The 14,536-nt window shown below is 33.0% G+C and carries 16 protein-coding genes; 13 read left to right on the top strand and 3 right to left on the bottom strand.

The genetic code is table 11. From position 1 onward, the window contains the following. Positions 1-1,184 precede the first annotated feature (1,184 nt). Positions 1,185-1,931, bottom strand: coding sequence for a hypothetical protein (locus tag VB776_RS15280; protein WP_323697611.1), 747 nt, complete (start codon positions 1,929-1,931; stop codon positions 1,185-1,187). A 352-nt stretch (positions 1,932-2,283) separates the two neighbouring features. Here VB776_RS15280 and VB776_RS15275 point away from each other — a divergent pair, with 352 nt between their 5' ends. The 7 genes from VB776_RS15275 (at position 2,284) to VB776_RS15250 (ending at position 6,451) form a co-directional block, all read left to right on the top strand. Beyond that, a complete protein-coding gene (locus tag VB776_RS15275) occupies positions 2,284-3,654 on the top strand; it encodes a hypothetical protein (RefSeq protein ID WP_323697610.1) in 1,371 nt (456 codons plus the stop codon). 11 nt (positions 3,655-3,665) lie between these two features. Beyond that, positions 3,666-4,046 (top strand): hypothetical protein, encoded by a 381-nt coding sequence (locus tag VB776_RS15270; RefSeq protein WP_323697609.1) that lies wholly within the window; start codon positions 3,666-3,668, stop codon positions 4,044-4,046. A 1-nt stretch (position 4,047) separates the two neighbouring features. Continuing rightward, complete coding sequence (locus VB776_RS15265; protein ID WP_323697608.1) at positions 4,048-4,410, top strand: hypothetical protein; 363 nt, start codon at positions 4,048-4,050, stop codon at positions 4,408-4,410. 250 nt (positions 4,411-4,660) lie between these two features. Then, positions 4,661-5,146 (top strand): SMI1/KNR4 family protein, encoded by a 486-nt coding sequence (locus VB776_RS15260; protein WP_323697606.1) that lies wholly within the window; start codon positions 4,661-4,663, stop codon positions 5,144-5,146. A gap of 150 nt (positions 5,147-5,296) precedes the next feature. After that, on the top strand, positions 5,297-5,803 hold the full coding sequence (locus tag VB776_RS15255; RefSeq protein WP_323697605.1) for a hypothetical protein: 507 nt from the start codon (positions 5,297-5,299) through the stop codon (positions 5,801-5,803). After that, complete coding sequence (locus VB776_RS24585; protein ID WP_407653835.1) at positions 5,770-6,039, top strand: winged helix-turn-helix transcriptional regulator; 270 nt, start codon at positions 5,770-5,772, stop codon at positions 6,037-6,039. The genes VB776_RS15255 and VB776_RS24585 overlap by 34 nt, the downstream gene beginning before the upstream one ends. Positions 6,040-6,178: 139 nt before the next feature. Continuing rightward, positions 6,179-6,451, top strand: a complete 273-nt coding sequence (locus tag VB776_RS15250; RefSeq protein WP_323697604.1) for a hypothetical protein — start codon at positions 6,179-6,181, stop codon at positions 6,449-6,451. A gap of 65 nt (positions 6,452-6,516) precedes the next feature. On the opposite strand, the gene VB776_RS15245 is transcribed toward VB776_RS15250, so the two are convergent. After that, positions 6,517-7,527 (bottom strand): helix-turn-helix transcriptional regulator, encoded by a 1,011-nt coding sequence (locus VB776_RS15245; RefSeq protein WP_323697603.1) that lies wholly within the window; start codon positions 7,525-7,527, stop codon positions 6,517-6,519. Positions 7,528-7,879: 352 nt separating this feature from the next. On the opposite strand from VB776_RS15245, the gene VB776_RS15240 reads away from it, so the two are divergent. Both VB776_RS15240 and VB776_RS15235 read left to right on the top strand, forming a co-directional pair. Then, positions 7,880-9,418, top strand: coding sequence for an RtcB family protein (locus tag VB776_RS15240; protein ID WP_323697601.1), 1,539 nt, complete (start codon positions 7,880-7,882; stop codon positions 9,416-9,418). A gap of 283 nt (positions 9,419-9,701) precedes the next feature. Further along, positions 9,702-10,253 carry a glycosyl-4,4'-diaponeurosporenoate acyltransferase CrtO family protein gene (locus VB776_RS15235; protein ID WP_323697600.1) on the top strand — a complete coding sequence of 184 codons (552 nt, stop codon included), beginning with the start codon at positions 9,702-9,704 and terminating at the stop codon, positions 10,251-10,253. 7 nt (positions 10,254-10,260) lie between these two features. On the opposite strand, the gene VB776_RS15230 is transcribed toward VB776_RS15235, so the two are convergent. Continuing rightward, positions 10,261-10,521: a hypothetical protein gene (locus tag VB776_RS15230; protein ID WP_323697599.1), complete on the bottom strand. Its 261-nt coding sequence runs from the start codon at positions 10,519-10,521 to the stop codon at positions 10,261-10,263. A gap of 752 nt (positions 10,522-11,273) precedes the next feature. Between VB776_RS15230 and VB776_RS15225 the strand changes: the two genes are divergently transcribed. The 4 genes from VB776_RS15225 (at position 11,274) to VB776_RS15210 (ending at position 14,513) form a co-directional block, all read left to right on the top strand. Beyond that, a complete protein-coding gene (locus VB776_RS15225) occupies positions 11,274-11,963 on the top strand; it encodes an aspartate/glutamate racemase family protein (RefSeq protein WP_323697598.1) in 690 nt (229 codons plus the stop codon). Between the two features lie 344 nt (positions 11,964-12,307). Further along, a complete protein-coding gene (locus VB776_RS15220) occupies positions 12,308-13,117 on the top strand; it encodes a hypothetical protein (RefSeq protein ID WP_323697597.1) in 810 nt (269 codons plus the stop codon). A gap of 225 nt (positions 13,118-13,342) precedes the next feature. After that, positions 13,343-13,882, top strand: coding sequence for a hypothetical protein (locus VB776_RS15215; protein WP_323697596.1), 540 nt, complete (start codon positions 13,343-13,345; stop codon positions 13,880-13,882). A gap of 193 nt (positions 13,883-14,075) precedes the next feature. Continuing rightward, entirely contained in the window at positions 14,076-14,513 is a 438-nt protein-coding gene (locus VB776_RS15210; protein WP_323697595.1) for a VOC family protein, read from the top strand. Positions 14,514-14,536 lie beyond the last annotated feature (23 nt).

Here is a 14,536-nt window from a genome sequence, read left to right as displayed (position 1 = left end):
GGAAAATAATCATTAATATTCAATAGGGTCGGGATTAATCCCGACCCTATTGAATTAAAAGCCAACTCTGATTTCAACTCATGGCATGACTTAGAGTCATGCCATGAGTAAACAACAAAAGGATATATCTAAATTTATGAATGGCTATTTCCCTCGATTAATTAGCTTGTTAATTGAATAATAAAGCGTTAAAATGGAGAAGGCTAGAAACAAAAATATTGAAATGAAAACCACTATATCTCCATAATAATAAATAGCATTATATTGTGTTAGTAGCAATAAAAAGGAGATAACAATAATTGTAATTATAACAATATCATCTGCTTTATTGTTAAATTTTGAATATGTAGAGTATATTAAATAAACTATTGAAGTAATTGAAAAGATACTAAATAGTATTTGCAAAAGACCACCTGTAAAACTTAATAGAATTATCAAAAAAACAGGAAATGATATTTTATCTCCAGGAATTATTAATAGTAGCGCAAAAATGATTGTCGGAATTTTATAGTATCCTTTCATAGGTAATTAGTTTAGTGTTATTTCCTTGTGCAAGAGTCAATAATTTTGATAATCGTTATGATTCCAAATATAAAAAATTGCCTTTGAATTTATTCATTCTCAGACAAAAAGCCCATTAATTTTCTATCCATACGCTTATATTTTGGTTAAGACATAGCTTTTAGTTTGATAATAGGTATTCATCTGCTTATCTCTTAGCTACTTTAAATTCATGTCTTTGTATTAAAGGGGGTTATGATAAAAAACAACTGATGGCATGACTTCAAGTCATGCCATCAGTAAAAATCTCTCGTACGGATTCCAAAATCCCTTAGTCAGGAAGCAAAATCCCTCAGTCAGGAAGCAAAATCCCTCAGTCAGGAAGCAAAACCCCTCAGTTGGGAAGCAAAATCTCTTTGTTAGGAAGCAAAATCTCTCCGTCGTGAAGTAAAATCTCTCCGTCGTGAAGTAAAATCTCTCCGTCGTGAAGCAAAATCTCTCTGTTAGGAAGCAAAATCTCTCTGTTAGGAAGCAAAATCTCTCTGTTAGGAAGCAAAATCTCTCCGTCGGGAAGCAAAATCCCTCAGTCAGGAAGTAAAATCTCTCAATCAAGAAGCGAAATCCCTCAGTCAAGTTACTTCATCTCTCGAATTACCTCCAACATCCTAAGGATTTGAAGCTCCCTATTTTTTCTTGAAATCCTTAATACTTACCCCAGTTACTTGTTTATATTCAGGACTACTTGCTCCGAAGACTGCTTTTACATATTTCTTAATATCCAAACTGATATTATATAAACCCGTTTCTTCCCCATACAAAATCCTATCTCTCTTTAGCCTTGCATTGCTAAGAGCCGTGTAAACAATCGCAACCTGTTCATTGGCACTATCTTGTTGGCTAATTAAATTTTTTAGCGTACTTACCTTTAAATCCACTTCATTAGGCACATAACTTGGCTCACTTTCTAAGACAGTAACCAAGGCTTTTAAATGCTCAACTTGTTGGTTAAAAGATGTTTGTGAAGATGAAATGGTTTTAGGTGCTTCGGCATTCAAACCATCAATCGTACTATCTGTTTCTTTTACAGCACTGGCTTTTTTTCCTTGTAATTTTCGATTAAAGCCTTTTACATCCTTCTTCGTAGCATCGGGAGCATCGGTCATTTCAAAAGCATTAATCAATCGAGTCGATAAGGTTCTATTATCCTTAAACAATAAAGCTCTTTCATTGATAACGATATTGTAGGCAGTAGTTTGCCTAATAATTTCGTCGATTGCCTCCTTCGCTTGCTGGTAGGTGTTTTCTAAAGCAGGAATTTGGATAGAAACTTTGCTAGGCTGGTATTGGGTGCCGAAACCTTTGCAGAAATTAACGAGGTTAAAGAAGTTTTTCACGTTTACAGCGTGACCTGTTTCTGATGTTGTAGCCATTTTTTTGAATTTTGGAAAAGTGAGAAATCAATAATAAGGTAGCTTGGAGCAATCAGCTTTGAGTTCCATAATAGCATTCATCTGCCTATCTCTCAGCTAATTAAAATTAGTAATTTTTTTAAATTGAATCGACAAGGACAAGCGTATTTTTATTATACGGTAAATTTTTTAAAAAGAAGCAGGAGAAAGTAAGAGATTAATTAGGCTTTAATATTCTATTTGATAAAATGTGGAGGAGTTTGTGAAGAAAAAATAAAATTGTACTTTAGGAAAATGGAAATTTGGTTATAACAATACAAAAAGTACGACAAAACTTTCGCATATTAGCGAATACTTAACCTTAAAACAGATAATGACAATAATTCGACCAAGATTAAATGACTTCCACAGACTTCCTTTCTTACAGGAAGAAGTGGATTTTGCCATACCATTTTTGGACGAAGACATACCTCTCTATGTTGACCCCTTCTTGCTTTGGAAAATTAATTCTCAACAAGACAATTCACTACATATGAGTATTGTCAATCTATTTAATCAACTCGGGAACTATTACGTAAAAGGAAAAGAAGATGAAAGTAGAAATATTCTGATTGAGCTTTCAGAATGTAGCGAAGTAGGATTAGGTAATTCCAAAACTAGGAAAGGGAAAAAAATTGGAGTAAAAACCGCAGGTGAAATTTTAAATCTTTTTAAGGCTATACCTCAATTACATAATCAAGGTTTCCAACATTTTGAAGAAATTCAATTGTTGGTTGACAATGTTTCAAAAGACAGAATTAGTGATATTAGTTGCTCATTAATAAAGTCGTTCTTAATCGATTATACCATAGACCAATGCCTGAAGTTGAAGATTCCATTAGAGAAGTGCTCAATCCCAATCTATGACTATAAATCCTTTAAGTTTAAAACAGAAGAAACATATCTACCTTTAAATCCAGATAACAATCAACCGATAATTTTAACTCCAAAAAGGTGGCTTAAATATGTCCCTTGGATAAACTACGATGATTTTTTTCATAATTATTACATCAAGGATGTTGACAAACATTATGATGGAAAGCTCAATCGTGTTGAAGTTTTAAACTTTAACAGATACAATTACAATGTAGTACAGTCATACATCACCCTTAAAGAGAAAGAAAACAAAGAGTTGACAAATGACCCATTGTTCACTCAAATACCCGTCCTTTCTTCAAAAAGAAAAATTTTATCTGTTCTAAAACTACCAACAGGTAAAACTGATAACGCAGATAGAGATTATGAAGACCTTATGGTTCAAACAATGTCCTCTTTGCTTTATCCACATCTTGACTTTGCTAAAGAACAAAGCAGAACAGATTCAGGCACACAAATAAGGGATTTAATATTTTATAATAATCGTTCTTTTGACTTTTTAAGTGACATCTATGATGCTTATGACTCAAGACAATTGGTTATTGAATTAAAGAATGTAAAAACTTTAGAACGAGAACATATAAATCAGTTGAATCGGTATTTGACTGATAGTTTTGGGAGATTTGGAATAATCTTTACAAGAAATAAGATTCCTAAGAACATTTACCAAAACACTATTGATTTATGGTCAGGTCAAAGAAGATGTATTTTGGTCTTAGACGATAATGATTTGAAACTAATGGGAGAAGTTTACGAAAGCAAACAACGTTTACCCATTGAAGTTATTAAACGAAAATACATAGAGTTTACAAGAAGTTGTCCATCATAAAATTTAGAAATATGACAAAACAAGAAGTTGATAATTTTGAAAAACTACAAGCCCAACTAGAAGGATTGCATAACGAAATAAGTGCGTTATCTAAGAAGTCTCAAAATGATGCACTTAATAAATTCAAACTCAAATTTGTAAATAAAATCATTTCTGATTCAAACATCCTACTTGGCGATGATTATAAGCCTTTTTCAGATTTTGAAATTTTTGATGAAAATGATTTACCGACAAACAGTGATGTTGCAATGATGTTAACACAATATTTAAGTTGTTTTGAAAAGTTAAGAGCAGACAATGTTAAACTGGATTTTGGGTCTTGGTATTGGGTAATTAATGGCAAAGAATCTAGTATTAGAACAATAATGCCTAAAAAAATAAAAGAGAAATAATATGTTTAAGAAAAAAAATGCGATAGGAAAAAGACCGACTAAAAATCAGGCAGAAGAGTTTGATATGTTGTTCCCAATTTTGGATTCTGTTTTCAATGAAATTAAAGAATTATCTAAAAAGAAGCAGGATGGTGCTTTGAACGAGTTAAAAGTAAAAATGACAAATCGAGTTTTAAACAAGGTTAAATCCACATTAAAGGATGACCCAGCTGTAGAATTCTTAGATTCACTTGATGAAGAAGTATTCCCAACGAACAGTGATGCTGTTTTGATTATTTCTCAATTTAAAGCAGCTATGCAACAATATAAAGACAAACATTTTGGTTGGACTGGAGTGGACTACGCTTGGACAACAGAAGATTAGAAAGGCAACAAACCCTAACTTGGCGTAGGGTTTTTCACTACCTATTTTGAACTTTCCCTCGCCTCGCTGTTCTAAGCGAACCACAAAAAACGATTTCCCGCTGTTGTTGGTGTTTGTTCACCAACAACACGTGCGAAAGCAACGCACCAATTATCAAAATCATATTATAAAGTTAGTTTGGGAATAATTCAGAAAGTACTACAAAACTTTTGCTTATTGGCGAGTTGTTCGTCATTTAAAAGACTATACCATGAAAATCGATTTTACAGAATTTTGGGATTCGAATTATTATAATAATCCAGATTTGACAGATGAGATAATAATTCAAGCAGAACGTCAGTTGGGAGTAAAACTTCCTGAAATATTTATCAAACTACTGAAAGTGCAAAATGGAGGATATACAAAGGGTTTTGCTTTTCCAATGAGAACTAAAACTACTTGGGCTGACAATCATATTCCATTAAGTGAGTTATTTGGAATAGTATTAGATGAAAAATCAGATTCAGCTCATAACATCATGCAGTCTTCCTATATGATAGAAGAATGGGGATTGCCCGACAAACAAGTTTTACTAACAGGAGACGGTCATTGGTGGATTACACTTGATTATAGATTAAGTGATAAACCAACAATTAGATGGATTGATTGTGAATGTGACGAAGATATTCATGTTGCCAATTCTTTTGAAGAATTTTATAATCGATTAGTAAGTGAAGATGAATTTGCTGAACAATAATAAAATGAGTTATTGATAGAAAGGCAAAAAATAAGCAACGCACCAATTATCTAAACCATATCCTAAAGTTAGTTTGGGAATAATTCAGAAAGTACTACAAAGCTTTTGCTTATTAACGAGTTGTGCGTCAGATTAACAAAACGAAACAAAATGGCAGTTTATCAATATTATTTAGGGGTTATTCCAAAACAAGGAGTTGACGATTCAATTAATAAAATAGATGTTAGTACAGAAACTGGATATTTTGAATCTGATGCTGAAACGTATTGGAAAGATGTCGATATTAATGTGGACGATATTGTTTCAAAAATAGATCTAATTATTAAAAGAGCAAACTGGGGTAATGATAAAACAAGTATTAATTGGAAAACCTACACTGACGAAGTTGACAATGATGCCTCAATTTTTTTGGATGAAAAATCATTAACAATCAAAGAGTTTTCCTTTCGTGCAGATTTAAGAGAACAAAATTTAATGTTTTTGAAAAATATGATAGAATTAGGAAAAGAAAATGAATGGTTATTCTTCGACATAAAAGGAAAACTTATGAAACCAGACTTTGAAGAAATAAAAATAAGTATTCGGAATTCTAATGCCTATAGCTTTTTGAATGACCCGATTAAATTTTTAGAAAATATTGCCAACAAACACAAATAAAGCCAAAAGCACAACAAGAGCTTTTCGTTGTAATTGTTTTCACAGGGTCGCCAAGATGGGGTCGCCAAGACGGGGTCGCCAAGACCAACAACATTGTAAAAAGAACAGTACACGATAGCATTCCAGTTGTGATTGAATATGAGTTCACTCAATCAGGTAGAAATATCAAAAGTGTTCTGGATTCAATGGTGGAATGGGGTTTGGAACACAGAAAAATTACTTTCAATGGTGCATAGTCGATTTGTAGAACAGATAAAAGTCTAATACATAAGGCATTACCATAAAAATTAGCTGTTTGCTTGATATGTTCGACCATCCTTTGTGAAGGTGTAGAAATTAGTGATAAATTTGCTTATCAACCTTAAATAAAAGAATATGAACAGAATCTTAGTGTTAATTACTCTTTCTGATAGCGGAATTGATACCATAAAATCAACTCCTGATTTACCTAAAAAAGAAATGGAATTTGTTAATCAATGGAAACAAGAAAATATTTTAGAGAGCTTTTTTATTTCAGTTTCCAAAAAAGAGGCAGTTTTAATTTTCCAAAATGTTGATGAGTCAAAGACAAAGGAACTAATCGAGTCTTTGCCTTACTTCCCATACATGAGTAAGATTGAATACCATAATATGAACAAACAGTTTTAAATAAAACTTACTGATGGCTTGAATGAACTTATGCCATCAGTCATAAACATTCAATGAATTTGTTTCTACCGATACTGCTCATTTGCCAAAGCCAATCTTTTCTGGATAATTTTTCTTAAAGCTGGTGGTTCTAATACTTCTAAACCTTCGCCAAAACCGAGTAATTCCTTCTCAAGCTCAAAGTTTAATTGCACTTTAATTTCAATGATAATTCCTGTATTACTTCTTTCTACCACTTGTTGCGAATGATGCAAAGGTTTGGTTTCTATGTAGGGAGCGTGCAAATTACTGACTTTGATTCTTACTTTACTTGCCCGCATATTATGGCTTACTGTTGCACCTATCACATGATAATAATACAATTCTGGACTATACTTTAGATTTTCGATGTAGGGAGCGTCTGCATCAATTTTCAAATCTAAGATTCTGTCTAATGCCAAAGTGGTAATTATATCATGTTTATGTCGTACTCCTACGGCAAACCATCGGTTTTTAAATTCTTTGAGCCACCAAACATGAAAGTAAAATTGATTGGCTTTTCGGGCTTTGAACGACTGATAATTCAGAAATATCGCTTTTTTCTGAAGGATAGATTGGTAAATATCATCCAAGTATTCAAGTCCTTTCAGGTTTTCGTTTTTTTCGAAATCAATTACAGAATTACGTTTTTCTTTATTACTGTAAATATGTTCTTCTAATTTATTGATTACTTCACTGAGCTGATTGAAGTGAGAAAAACCTTTGAACTGCTTCAACATATCAAGTGCTTCGTTCATTCTGGAAACGTCTGCACTGGTCAAAGGCGTTTTGGTAATACTAAAATTGGGGTCTTCATAAGTATAATATTTTTTGTCGATTACAACAATCGGCGCTTCATAACCCAATTTTTCACTTCTCATCATTTGTATATCAGCCTGAATACTTCTTTTACTGATGCCTTTGTGGATTCCTTCATATTCATAAAGAGCTTCCGAAACACTTTCTATCAAGTCTTCCAAAGTCCATTTTCGATGGCGGTTCTGTAAACAAGTATCAATGGTTTTGTAGCGAATCAAGGCATTTCTATTGGCAGGCATATCGAATTAGTTATGAATTATGAGTTTTGAATTATGCTGTACGAAAGATTTAATTAATTCAGATTTGTAATTTCTGATTTCGGGAAATAGGATAAAGTATTTTTAAAAAACGTTTTTTAAAAATCTGAAACCCTAAATCAATAAGTTGACAATTCTTATTAAAGGATGAGTTTTGAATTGTGATTTTTAAAATATTTCACTAAAAATAGAAAATAATTTTTACTACGCAAAAAGACTGCGTTGTGGGTTTGCAACTTTGGGGAGTAAATTAAAGAGAAGTAAATTATTTGTTTAATGATATAAACTCGTTTGTAAACTTTTAAAATCACTTATTAAAAAGTAATTAAAACCAATGAACATTTTACAAGAAGAAACCATCGTCCAAGAAGAATTAAAAGCTTTGGGCGTGGAAACGGAGGAGGCTTTAGCCAAATTTTCAAGAGTAGCCAATGGTCTGATTGGTCATGGGGTTTATCCCAAAAATCAGGTGATTTTGATGTTTGCCCAAATGATAGATTCCCCTAAAAAGTACGCTTTTTCTAAAAATAAATTAACAAATCTTGCCCTTTACACCAAACATCTAAAGGAAATAGGTCAAGAAATCGTATTGTCGGACTATGGAAAAGCTTTGGTAGAAGCCGAAAATGCCAAACCTGTTTTTGAAATTAAAAAAGTTGGTCGCCAAGCAAATGTTGACGTAGATTTAAGAGAAGAAGCTTTGAATTATAAAATTTATGGAGCGAATCAAATTGAACAAGGAGCATTAAACCAAATGCAAACTGCCATGAAATTACCCATTTCGGTAGCAGGAGCCTTGATGCCCGATGCTCATCAAGGCTATGGTTTGCCTATTGGTGGCGTATTGGCGACAACCGCCAACACCATTATTCCTTATGCAGTTGGGGTTGATATTGCTTGCCGAATGTGTATGAGTATCTTCGATTTGCCAGCCAATATGATTCAAAAAGAAGATAAATTGTTGAAAAAAGTACTTACCGAAAATACTTTTTTCGGAATGGGAGCGGAGTCTGGGAAGAAATTTGATGATTCATTATTCGACCGTTCGGAATGGGGAGCAATAAAAATTACTCGTGATTTGAAAGACAAAGCTTACCGTCAATTGGGTACTTCTGGTACAGGAAATCATTTTGTTGAATGGGGTATTTTAGAAATTTTGGCAGAGGACGATTTAATGAATCTGCCTAAAGGTTCATACTTAACCTTGCTTTCGCATTCTGGTTCAAGGGGTTTGGGAGGCAATATTGCGAATCATTATTCAAAAATTGCCATGAATAAAACTCGTTTGCCAAAAGAAGCCAAACATTTGGCTTGGTTGGATATGAATACCGACGAAGGACAAGAGTACTGGTTGGCAATGAATTTAGCAGGTGATTATGCCTCGGCGAATCATCATGAAATTCATAATAAAATTGCCAGAGCGATGAATCAAAATCCATTGAAACGCATTGAAAACCACCATAATTTTGCTTGGAAAGAACAATTGGCAGATGGTACAGAAATCATGGTGCATAGAAAAGGTGCAACACCAGCAGGAGCAAACGATTTAGGCATTATTCCTGCTTCGATGACCCAGCCGGGTTTTGTGATTCGTGGAAAAGGAATTGATGAAGGCATTAATTCTGCTTCGCACGGTGCAGGAAGAAAAATGTCGAGAACCAAAGCTTTGGGAATGATTAGCAAAAGTGATTTAAAAGAAGCACTTGAAAAGGCAGGAGTACAGTTGATTGGAGCAGATTTAGACGAAGCCCCACAAGCCTACAAAGACATCAATAAAATAATGGCTGCTCAGGAAGAATTGATAAAAGTGTTAGCGAAATTTTCGCCTAAAATCGTAAGAATGGCAGATGGACGAGAAAAAGCTGAAGATTAATAAAACGCTTGATAGGATGTACTTATCAAGCGTTTTTATTATATTTTCGAGATTTTGTTTTATCAAATTGGATTAGTAAGCTGAAAAACTGATTTTAAAAGATTTTGACAATCCGACTATTGCAGAATTAACAGGTTTGCCATTAGATAAAATTGAAAAAGTACGGAAAACCTGATAAAAAATAATTGTGCCTAATCCAACGAAATAATGTAAGTCTTAGATTTTCAGTTACTTGCGTTTGTCCATTAAGGTTATCTAAGCAAAACCTCATGACCCTAAACAAATGAAAAAGAATTTATTATTAATCGCAATAGTTGTTATCACTCTTGGCTCAATTTATACACTGGTTCATTTCTACAAAATGGAAAGTTTTGTATTCGCTTGGATTCTTAACTTTTTATTGATGGCGTTGGTATCAACATTTATCGAAACCCTAAAAAGCCCACTTACATCGTCTTACTATGAGGAAAAAGCATGGGAACATAGAGGGAAAATATATGAGTATCTTGGCGTTAATTTTTTTAGAAAATTATTGGTCATCGTTGGTTGGGAAAAAGTAATAAGAAAAGCTAACCCAATAGAAAAAAATACCAGTGCCTTGACTAATTTATACTACCAGACAAAGAAATCTGAATTAGGACATACTATTATTTTGCTTATTGTCTTTGTCTTTAATGTTTGCGTTGCCTTCAAATTTGGAGTTCTTCAATCGTTGTCCTTACTAATATTAAATATCCTACTAAATCTGTATCCAATTTTCCTCCAACGATACAATCGACCACGAATAAAAAGAGCTTTACATTTAAGTAAATTAAAACAAACGCTACAACAATAACCAAGCATTAGTTGTAAGTGAACCAGAAAGTACAGCTACCATTTGATGGTAAATTAACAGCGTGCGAAGCCAGTGCATTTAAGCCATAACCATAGCCACCCGTAATTTTTTGTAGTTGCGTATTGTAACTACTAAAGCCAATCTGCATATTTTTGAGAGAAGGATTTTTGATAGTAAAGCTTACACGAGAAGGTTCTGTTTGAGCTTGTCCGATGAAAGTGATTAACAGCGAACAAATAAAAAGAAGTAATTTGATTTGCATTTTCATTTTTTGAATGTTTAAGAGGTTTTCGCCTCGTTGAATTGATGGCTCAAAGTTTGCCCCTCAAAAAACAGAAAACGCCTTAAAACATGATTTAGCACGTCTTGAATGATGATTTGATATTTACTTAAATTCATCTGTTGAATTAAAATAGTCAGAACATTGTAAAAAGAATTGAGATTTCACTAAATGCAAATGCTATATATAAAGATTTAGAAGGCTTATCACTAAATACAAATGGCATACATCAAGATTAAAATGCCTTATCACTAAATGTAAGTGGCATATATAAAGATTAAAATGGCTTGTTACTAAATGCAAGTGGTATATATAAAGATTAAAATGGCTTATCACTAAATGCAAGAGACATATATAAAGATTAAAATGGCATGTTACTAAATGTAAATGTCAATTATCAAGATTAAAGTGCCTTATCACTAAATGCAAGAGGCATATATAAAGATTTAGAAGGCTTATCACTAAATGTAAGTGACATAACGCCAAAATAAATAAGAATAACGCTTAATAAAGTATTTGTGGTTTAGACTGTGATTTTTATATTTCGTATTTTGTATTGTTGAGAAACAGATTTTTTAGGGTTTTAAGATTTAATTCGTTGAAAATGAGTTGTTTGATAATTCCAAAAAATAAATAATAGCTTTATTTATAACAATTACTTATTTTTAGAAAAAGGCATAAACAATCGTATGTTTACGAGTTATGGCTCATTTTGTAGAAACGTATCAAAAATAAATAATATGCAAATACTTGGACTTATTGGCGGATTCAGTTGGGTTTCGACCGTTGAATATTATAAATTCATCAATCAAGGCGTAAATGAGAAATTGGGTGGACTTGAATTTCCTCAATGTGTCATTTATTCGTTTAATTATGCTGACATCAAAAAATATAATAATACAGACAATTGGGAAATGACTTTCCAATTAGTGCTAGAAGCTTGCAATAATTTAAAAATAAGTGGTATAACTGGAATAGTTTTGTGTGCAAATACGATGCACCGAATTGCAGACAGACTTGAAAAAGAAACAGGGCTTCCAGTGATTCATATTGCCACGGCAACAGCCAACGAAATAGAAAGAAAAGGACTTAAAAAAGTAGGTTTATTGGGAACAAAATTTACAATGGAACTTGACTTTTTTAAATCAAAACTGTTTGAACAAGGAATTGAAGTTATAATTCCAAATGAAAATGACAGAGAATTTCTACATAATACAATCTATGACGAATTAGGAAAAGGAATTTTTAAAGAAAAAACTAAAGAACACTATTTAAGAATTATATCAGACTTAATAAGTAGCGGTGCAGAAGGAATTGTACTTGGTTGTACAGAATTACCTTTACTTATTCAAGAATCAGATGTTTTAGTCCCAATTTTTGATACTACTTTACTGCATTCAAATGCTGCTGTTGAATTTGCTTTGACGTAAAAAACATTATCACTCTGCCTATTCCTCAGCTAATTAAAATCAATGATTTTTAAAATAGAACCGACAACGATAAAGGTATTTTTATTAAGCGGTAAATTTTTTCAAAAGAATTAGGAGAAAATTGGGGGGTAATTAGGCTTTATTATTCTATTTGAGAAAATGTGGAGGAGTTTGTGAAGAAAAAATAAAGTGGTACTTTAGGAAAATGGAAATTAGGTTTGACAATGCAGAAGTACGACATCAATAGTACAACCAAAAAATAAGGACAACACAAAAAAATACAAAAAGCACTACAAAACTTTCGCATATTAGCGAGTTAGTGGTCAGGCTAAAACGACATTCGAATGGACTTAAACTCTCTACCAAAACACAATCTTCAAAAAGAATATTTAGAACATCCTGTTTTCGGACAGTTGACGGAACTTGTTACTTTTTATGAAGCACTTTCAGACACGACAATGGGGTTTATTAGCCTAGGTACCAAAGCAATTGTTAATCTTGATACGTATGTTTTCACATCTATTAGTGGGACCTTAGAGTCGATAAAAAATACTTTGCATAGCGGCAGACTGAATGATTCTTACGCACTTTTGAGAAAGTATTACGACTCAACAATCATTAACATCTATACAAACCTTTACTTGAACGATCATTTTTCAATTGACAATTTTATTGTTGAACATATTGACAATTGGCGTAGTGGTAAAGAAAGGATTCCAGAATATCGAGTGATTTCAAAATATATTAAAGATTCGGATAAACTCAAACCAATAACTGACTTATTGCAAAAAGATAAGCTATACAAAGAAATCAGAGAAAGATGTAACGACCATACCCATTATAATTTCTATCATAACCTGTTACTTAATGACAATCAAACTCGACTTGAAGGCAGAGTAAAAGCTATCAATCACTTTCAAAATGACTTTATTGCAATTTTTGTTCAGCATTTCGCTTATCTGTTCTATCTAAATGACCACTATATGATGTCGTCTGACTACGTAGATTATCTTGATATGGGCATGACGCCGGAAGAAGATTCTCAATATTGGGTTGCCTCATTTATACAAGAAGCTTTTGACAAGTATGTCAAATGTTACAGACCTGATGTTGCAGGCGAGTTAAAAGCGAAAACGTCAATGAAGCTACAATAAACAAGATTCCCTCGCTGTTCTAAGTCTTTTTTGACTTAGAACGATAAATAAAATGCAGTCTCAGACTCCGCCGTTGTTGGTGTTTGTTCAGCAACAATACTTGCGTAAGCAACGCACCAATTATCAAAATCATATTATAAAGGCTAATTCTGAATATTACAAAAAGCACTACAAATCTTTCGCTTATTAGCGAGTTATATACAACTTTAAAAGACACCAATACAAATGGAAGTACCGAAAAAAATGACATCAAATATTATTGAGACAGACACAGGAATTACAATCTCGACTCCAAAAAGAAAAAGTTGGGCATTAATAATTTTCTTATCATTAATTACTCTTCAATTTACAAATGCACTAATTCAATCCTTGTTTTTTGCATATGAACTATCTGTACTAGAAAGAATTTCGATTTTTATACTTTCATTAATTGTAGTCTATTTTACTTTGAAAGGACTTCTATGGCAATTAAAAGGAGTGAAGGAAATATACATTAGTAGTGACGAGTTAAAATTAAGCAAGCTATCGCCACTTTGGACAAAGACAAAAACATACAATCTTTCAGAGGTTAAAAACATTGATATTAAAGACGAAACTGTTTCGGAAGGACCAACAGCAATGCTCCAACTTCTTAGGATTACTGACAAAATAAAAATCACTTTTTCTTATGGCTATGAGACTATCACAGCAACAAGCGGAATAGACCAAATGGAAGCAATAGAATTGAAAGACATAATAAAGAACAAAATAGGACTACTACATTGATGGAAACAAAAACTGCCTCAAATTACTCGTACCTTTCTGCCGTTGTTGGTGTTTGTTCACCAACAACACTTGTGTAAGCAACGCACCTAATATCAAAACTTGGCACAAAGAACCTCTCTTTTGTCGCTTTCCGACCTTGTTTATTGAGTGTTAAAGCTTAGGTTTGTATATAAAGAACTTAACTTATAAAACTATGGCACTCATCAATCCTCACATTAACTTTAACGGAAATGCTGAAGAAGCATTTAACTTTTACAAATCTGTATTTGGCGGAGAATTCGCAACGATTGTGCGTTTCAAAGACCTTGCTAGCTCTGAATTTTCAGTCCCAGACCATGAAGCCAACAAAATAATGCACATTGCTTTGCCAATTGGCAACAACGTTCTGATGGCTAATGATGTTCCCGAAATTATGGGACGCACAAACGAAAACGAACACAGAAGTAAAATTTCAATCAGTGCAGAAAACAAAGAAGAAGCCGATAAATTATTTCACGGACTTTCGGAAGGCGGACAAATTGAAATGCCTATTGCCGACAGTCCTTGGGGTTCATACTTTGGAATGTTTAGAGACAAATACGGAATTGAATGGATGGTAGATTTTGATCCAAATTATAAAGGACAGATTTAAGCGTAGCGTCACTTGTACCTAAA

This window comes from Arcicella gelida (assembly GCF_034931025.1).
In the GTDB taxonomy this organism is placed as follows: domain Bacteria; phylum Bacteroidota; class Bacteroidia; order Cytophagales; family Spirosomataceae; genus Arcicella; species Arcicella gelida.
This window is presented reverse-complemented; position numbering and strand designations above follow the sequence as displayed.

What these genes read in the sequence shown, in the direction of transcription:
- VB776_RS15280 (WP_323697611.1), bottom strand. Translation starts at nt 1,931, where the DNA reads ATGGCTACAACATCAGAAACAGGTCACGCTGTAAACGTGAAAAACTTC.
- VB776_RS15275 (WP_323697610.1), top strand. Translation starts at nt 2,284, where the DNA reads ATGACAATAATTCGACCAAGATTAAATGACTTCCACAGACTTCCTTTC.
- VB776_RS15270 (WP_323697609.1), top strand. Translation starts at nt 3,666, where the DNA reads ATGACAAAACAAGAAGTTGATAATTTTGAAAAACTACAAGCCCAACTA.
- VB776_RS15265 (WP_323697608.1), top strand. Translation starts at nt 4,048, where the DNA reads ATGTTTAAGAAAAAAAATGCGATAGGAAAAAGACCGACTAAAAATCAG.
- VB776_RS15260 (WP_323697606.1), top strand. Translation starts at nt 4,661, where the DNA reads ATGAAAATCGATTTTACAGAATTTTGGGATTCGAATTATTATAATAAT.
- VB776_RS15255 (WP_323697605.1), top strand. Translation starts at nt 5,297, where the DNA reads ATGGCAGTTTATCAATATTATTTAGGGGTTATTCCAAAACAAGGAGTT.
- VB776_RS15250 (WP_323697604.1), top strand. Translation starts at nt 6,179, where the DNA reads ATGAACAGAATCTTAGTGTTAATTACTCTTTCTGATAGCGGAATTGAT.
- VB776_RS15245 (WP_323697603.1), bottom strand. Translation starts at nt 7,527, where the DNA reads ATGCCTGCCAATAGAAATGCCTTGATTCGCTACAAAACCATTGATACT.
- VB776_RS15240 (WP_323697601.1), top strand. Translation starts at nt 7,880, where the DNA reads ATGAACATTTTACAAGAAGAAACCATCGTCCAAGAAGAATTAAAAGCT.
- VB776_RS15235 (WP_323697600.1), top strand. Translation starts at nt 9,702, where the DNA reads ATGAAAAAGAATTTATTATTAATCGCAATAGTTGTTATCACTCTTGGC.
- VB776_RS15230 (WP_323697599.1), bottom strand. Translation starts at nt 10,521, where the DNA reads ATGAAAATGCAAATCAAATTACTTCTTTTTATTTGTTCGCTGTTAATC.
- VB776_RS15225 (WP_323697598.1), top strand. Translation starts at nt 11,274, where the DNA reads ATGCAAATACTTGGACTTATTGGCGGATTCAGTTGGGTTTCGACCGTT.
- VB776_RS15220 (WP_323697597.1), top strand. Translation starts at nt 12,308, where the DNA reads ATGGACTTAAACTCTCTACCAAAACACAATCTTCAAAAAGAATATTTA.
- VB776_RS15215 (WP_323697596.1), top strand. Translation starts at nt 13,343, where the DNA reads ATGGAAGTACCGAAAAAAATGACATCAAATATTATTGAGACAGACACA.
- VB776_RS15210 (WP_323697595.1), top strand. Translation starts at nt 14,076, where the DNA reads ATGGCACTCATCAATCCTCACATTAACTTTAACGGAAATGCTGAAGAA.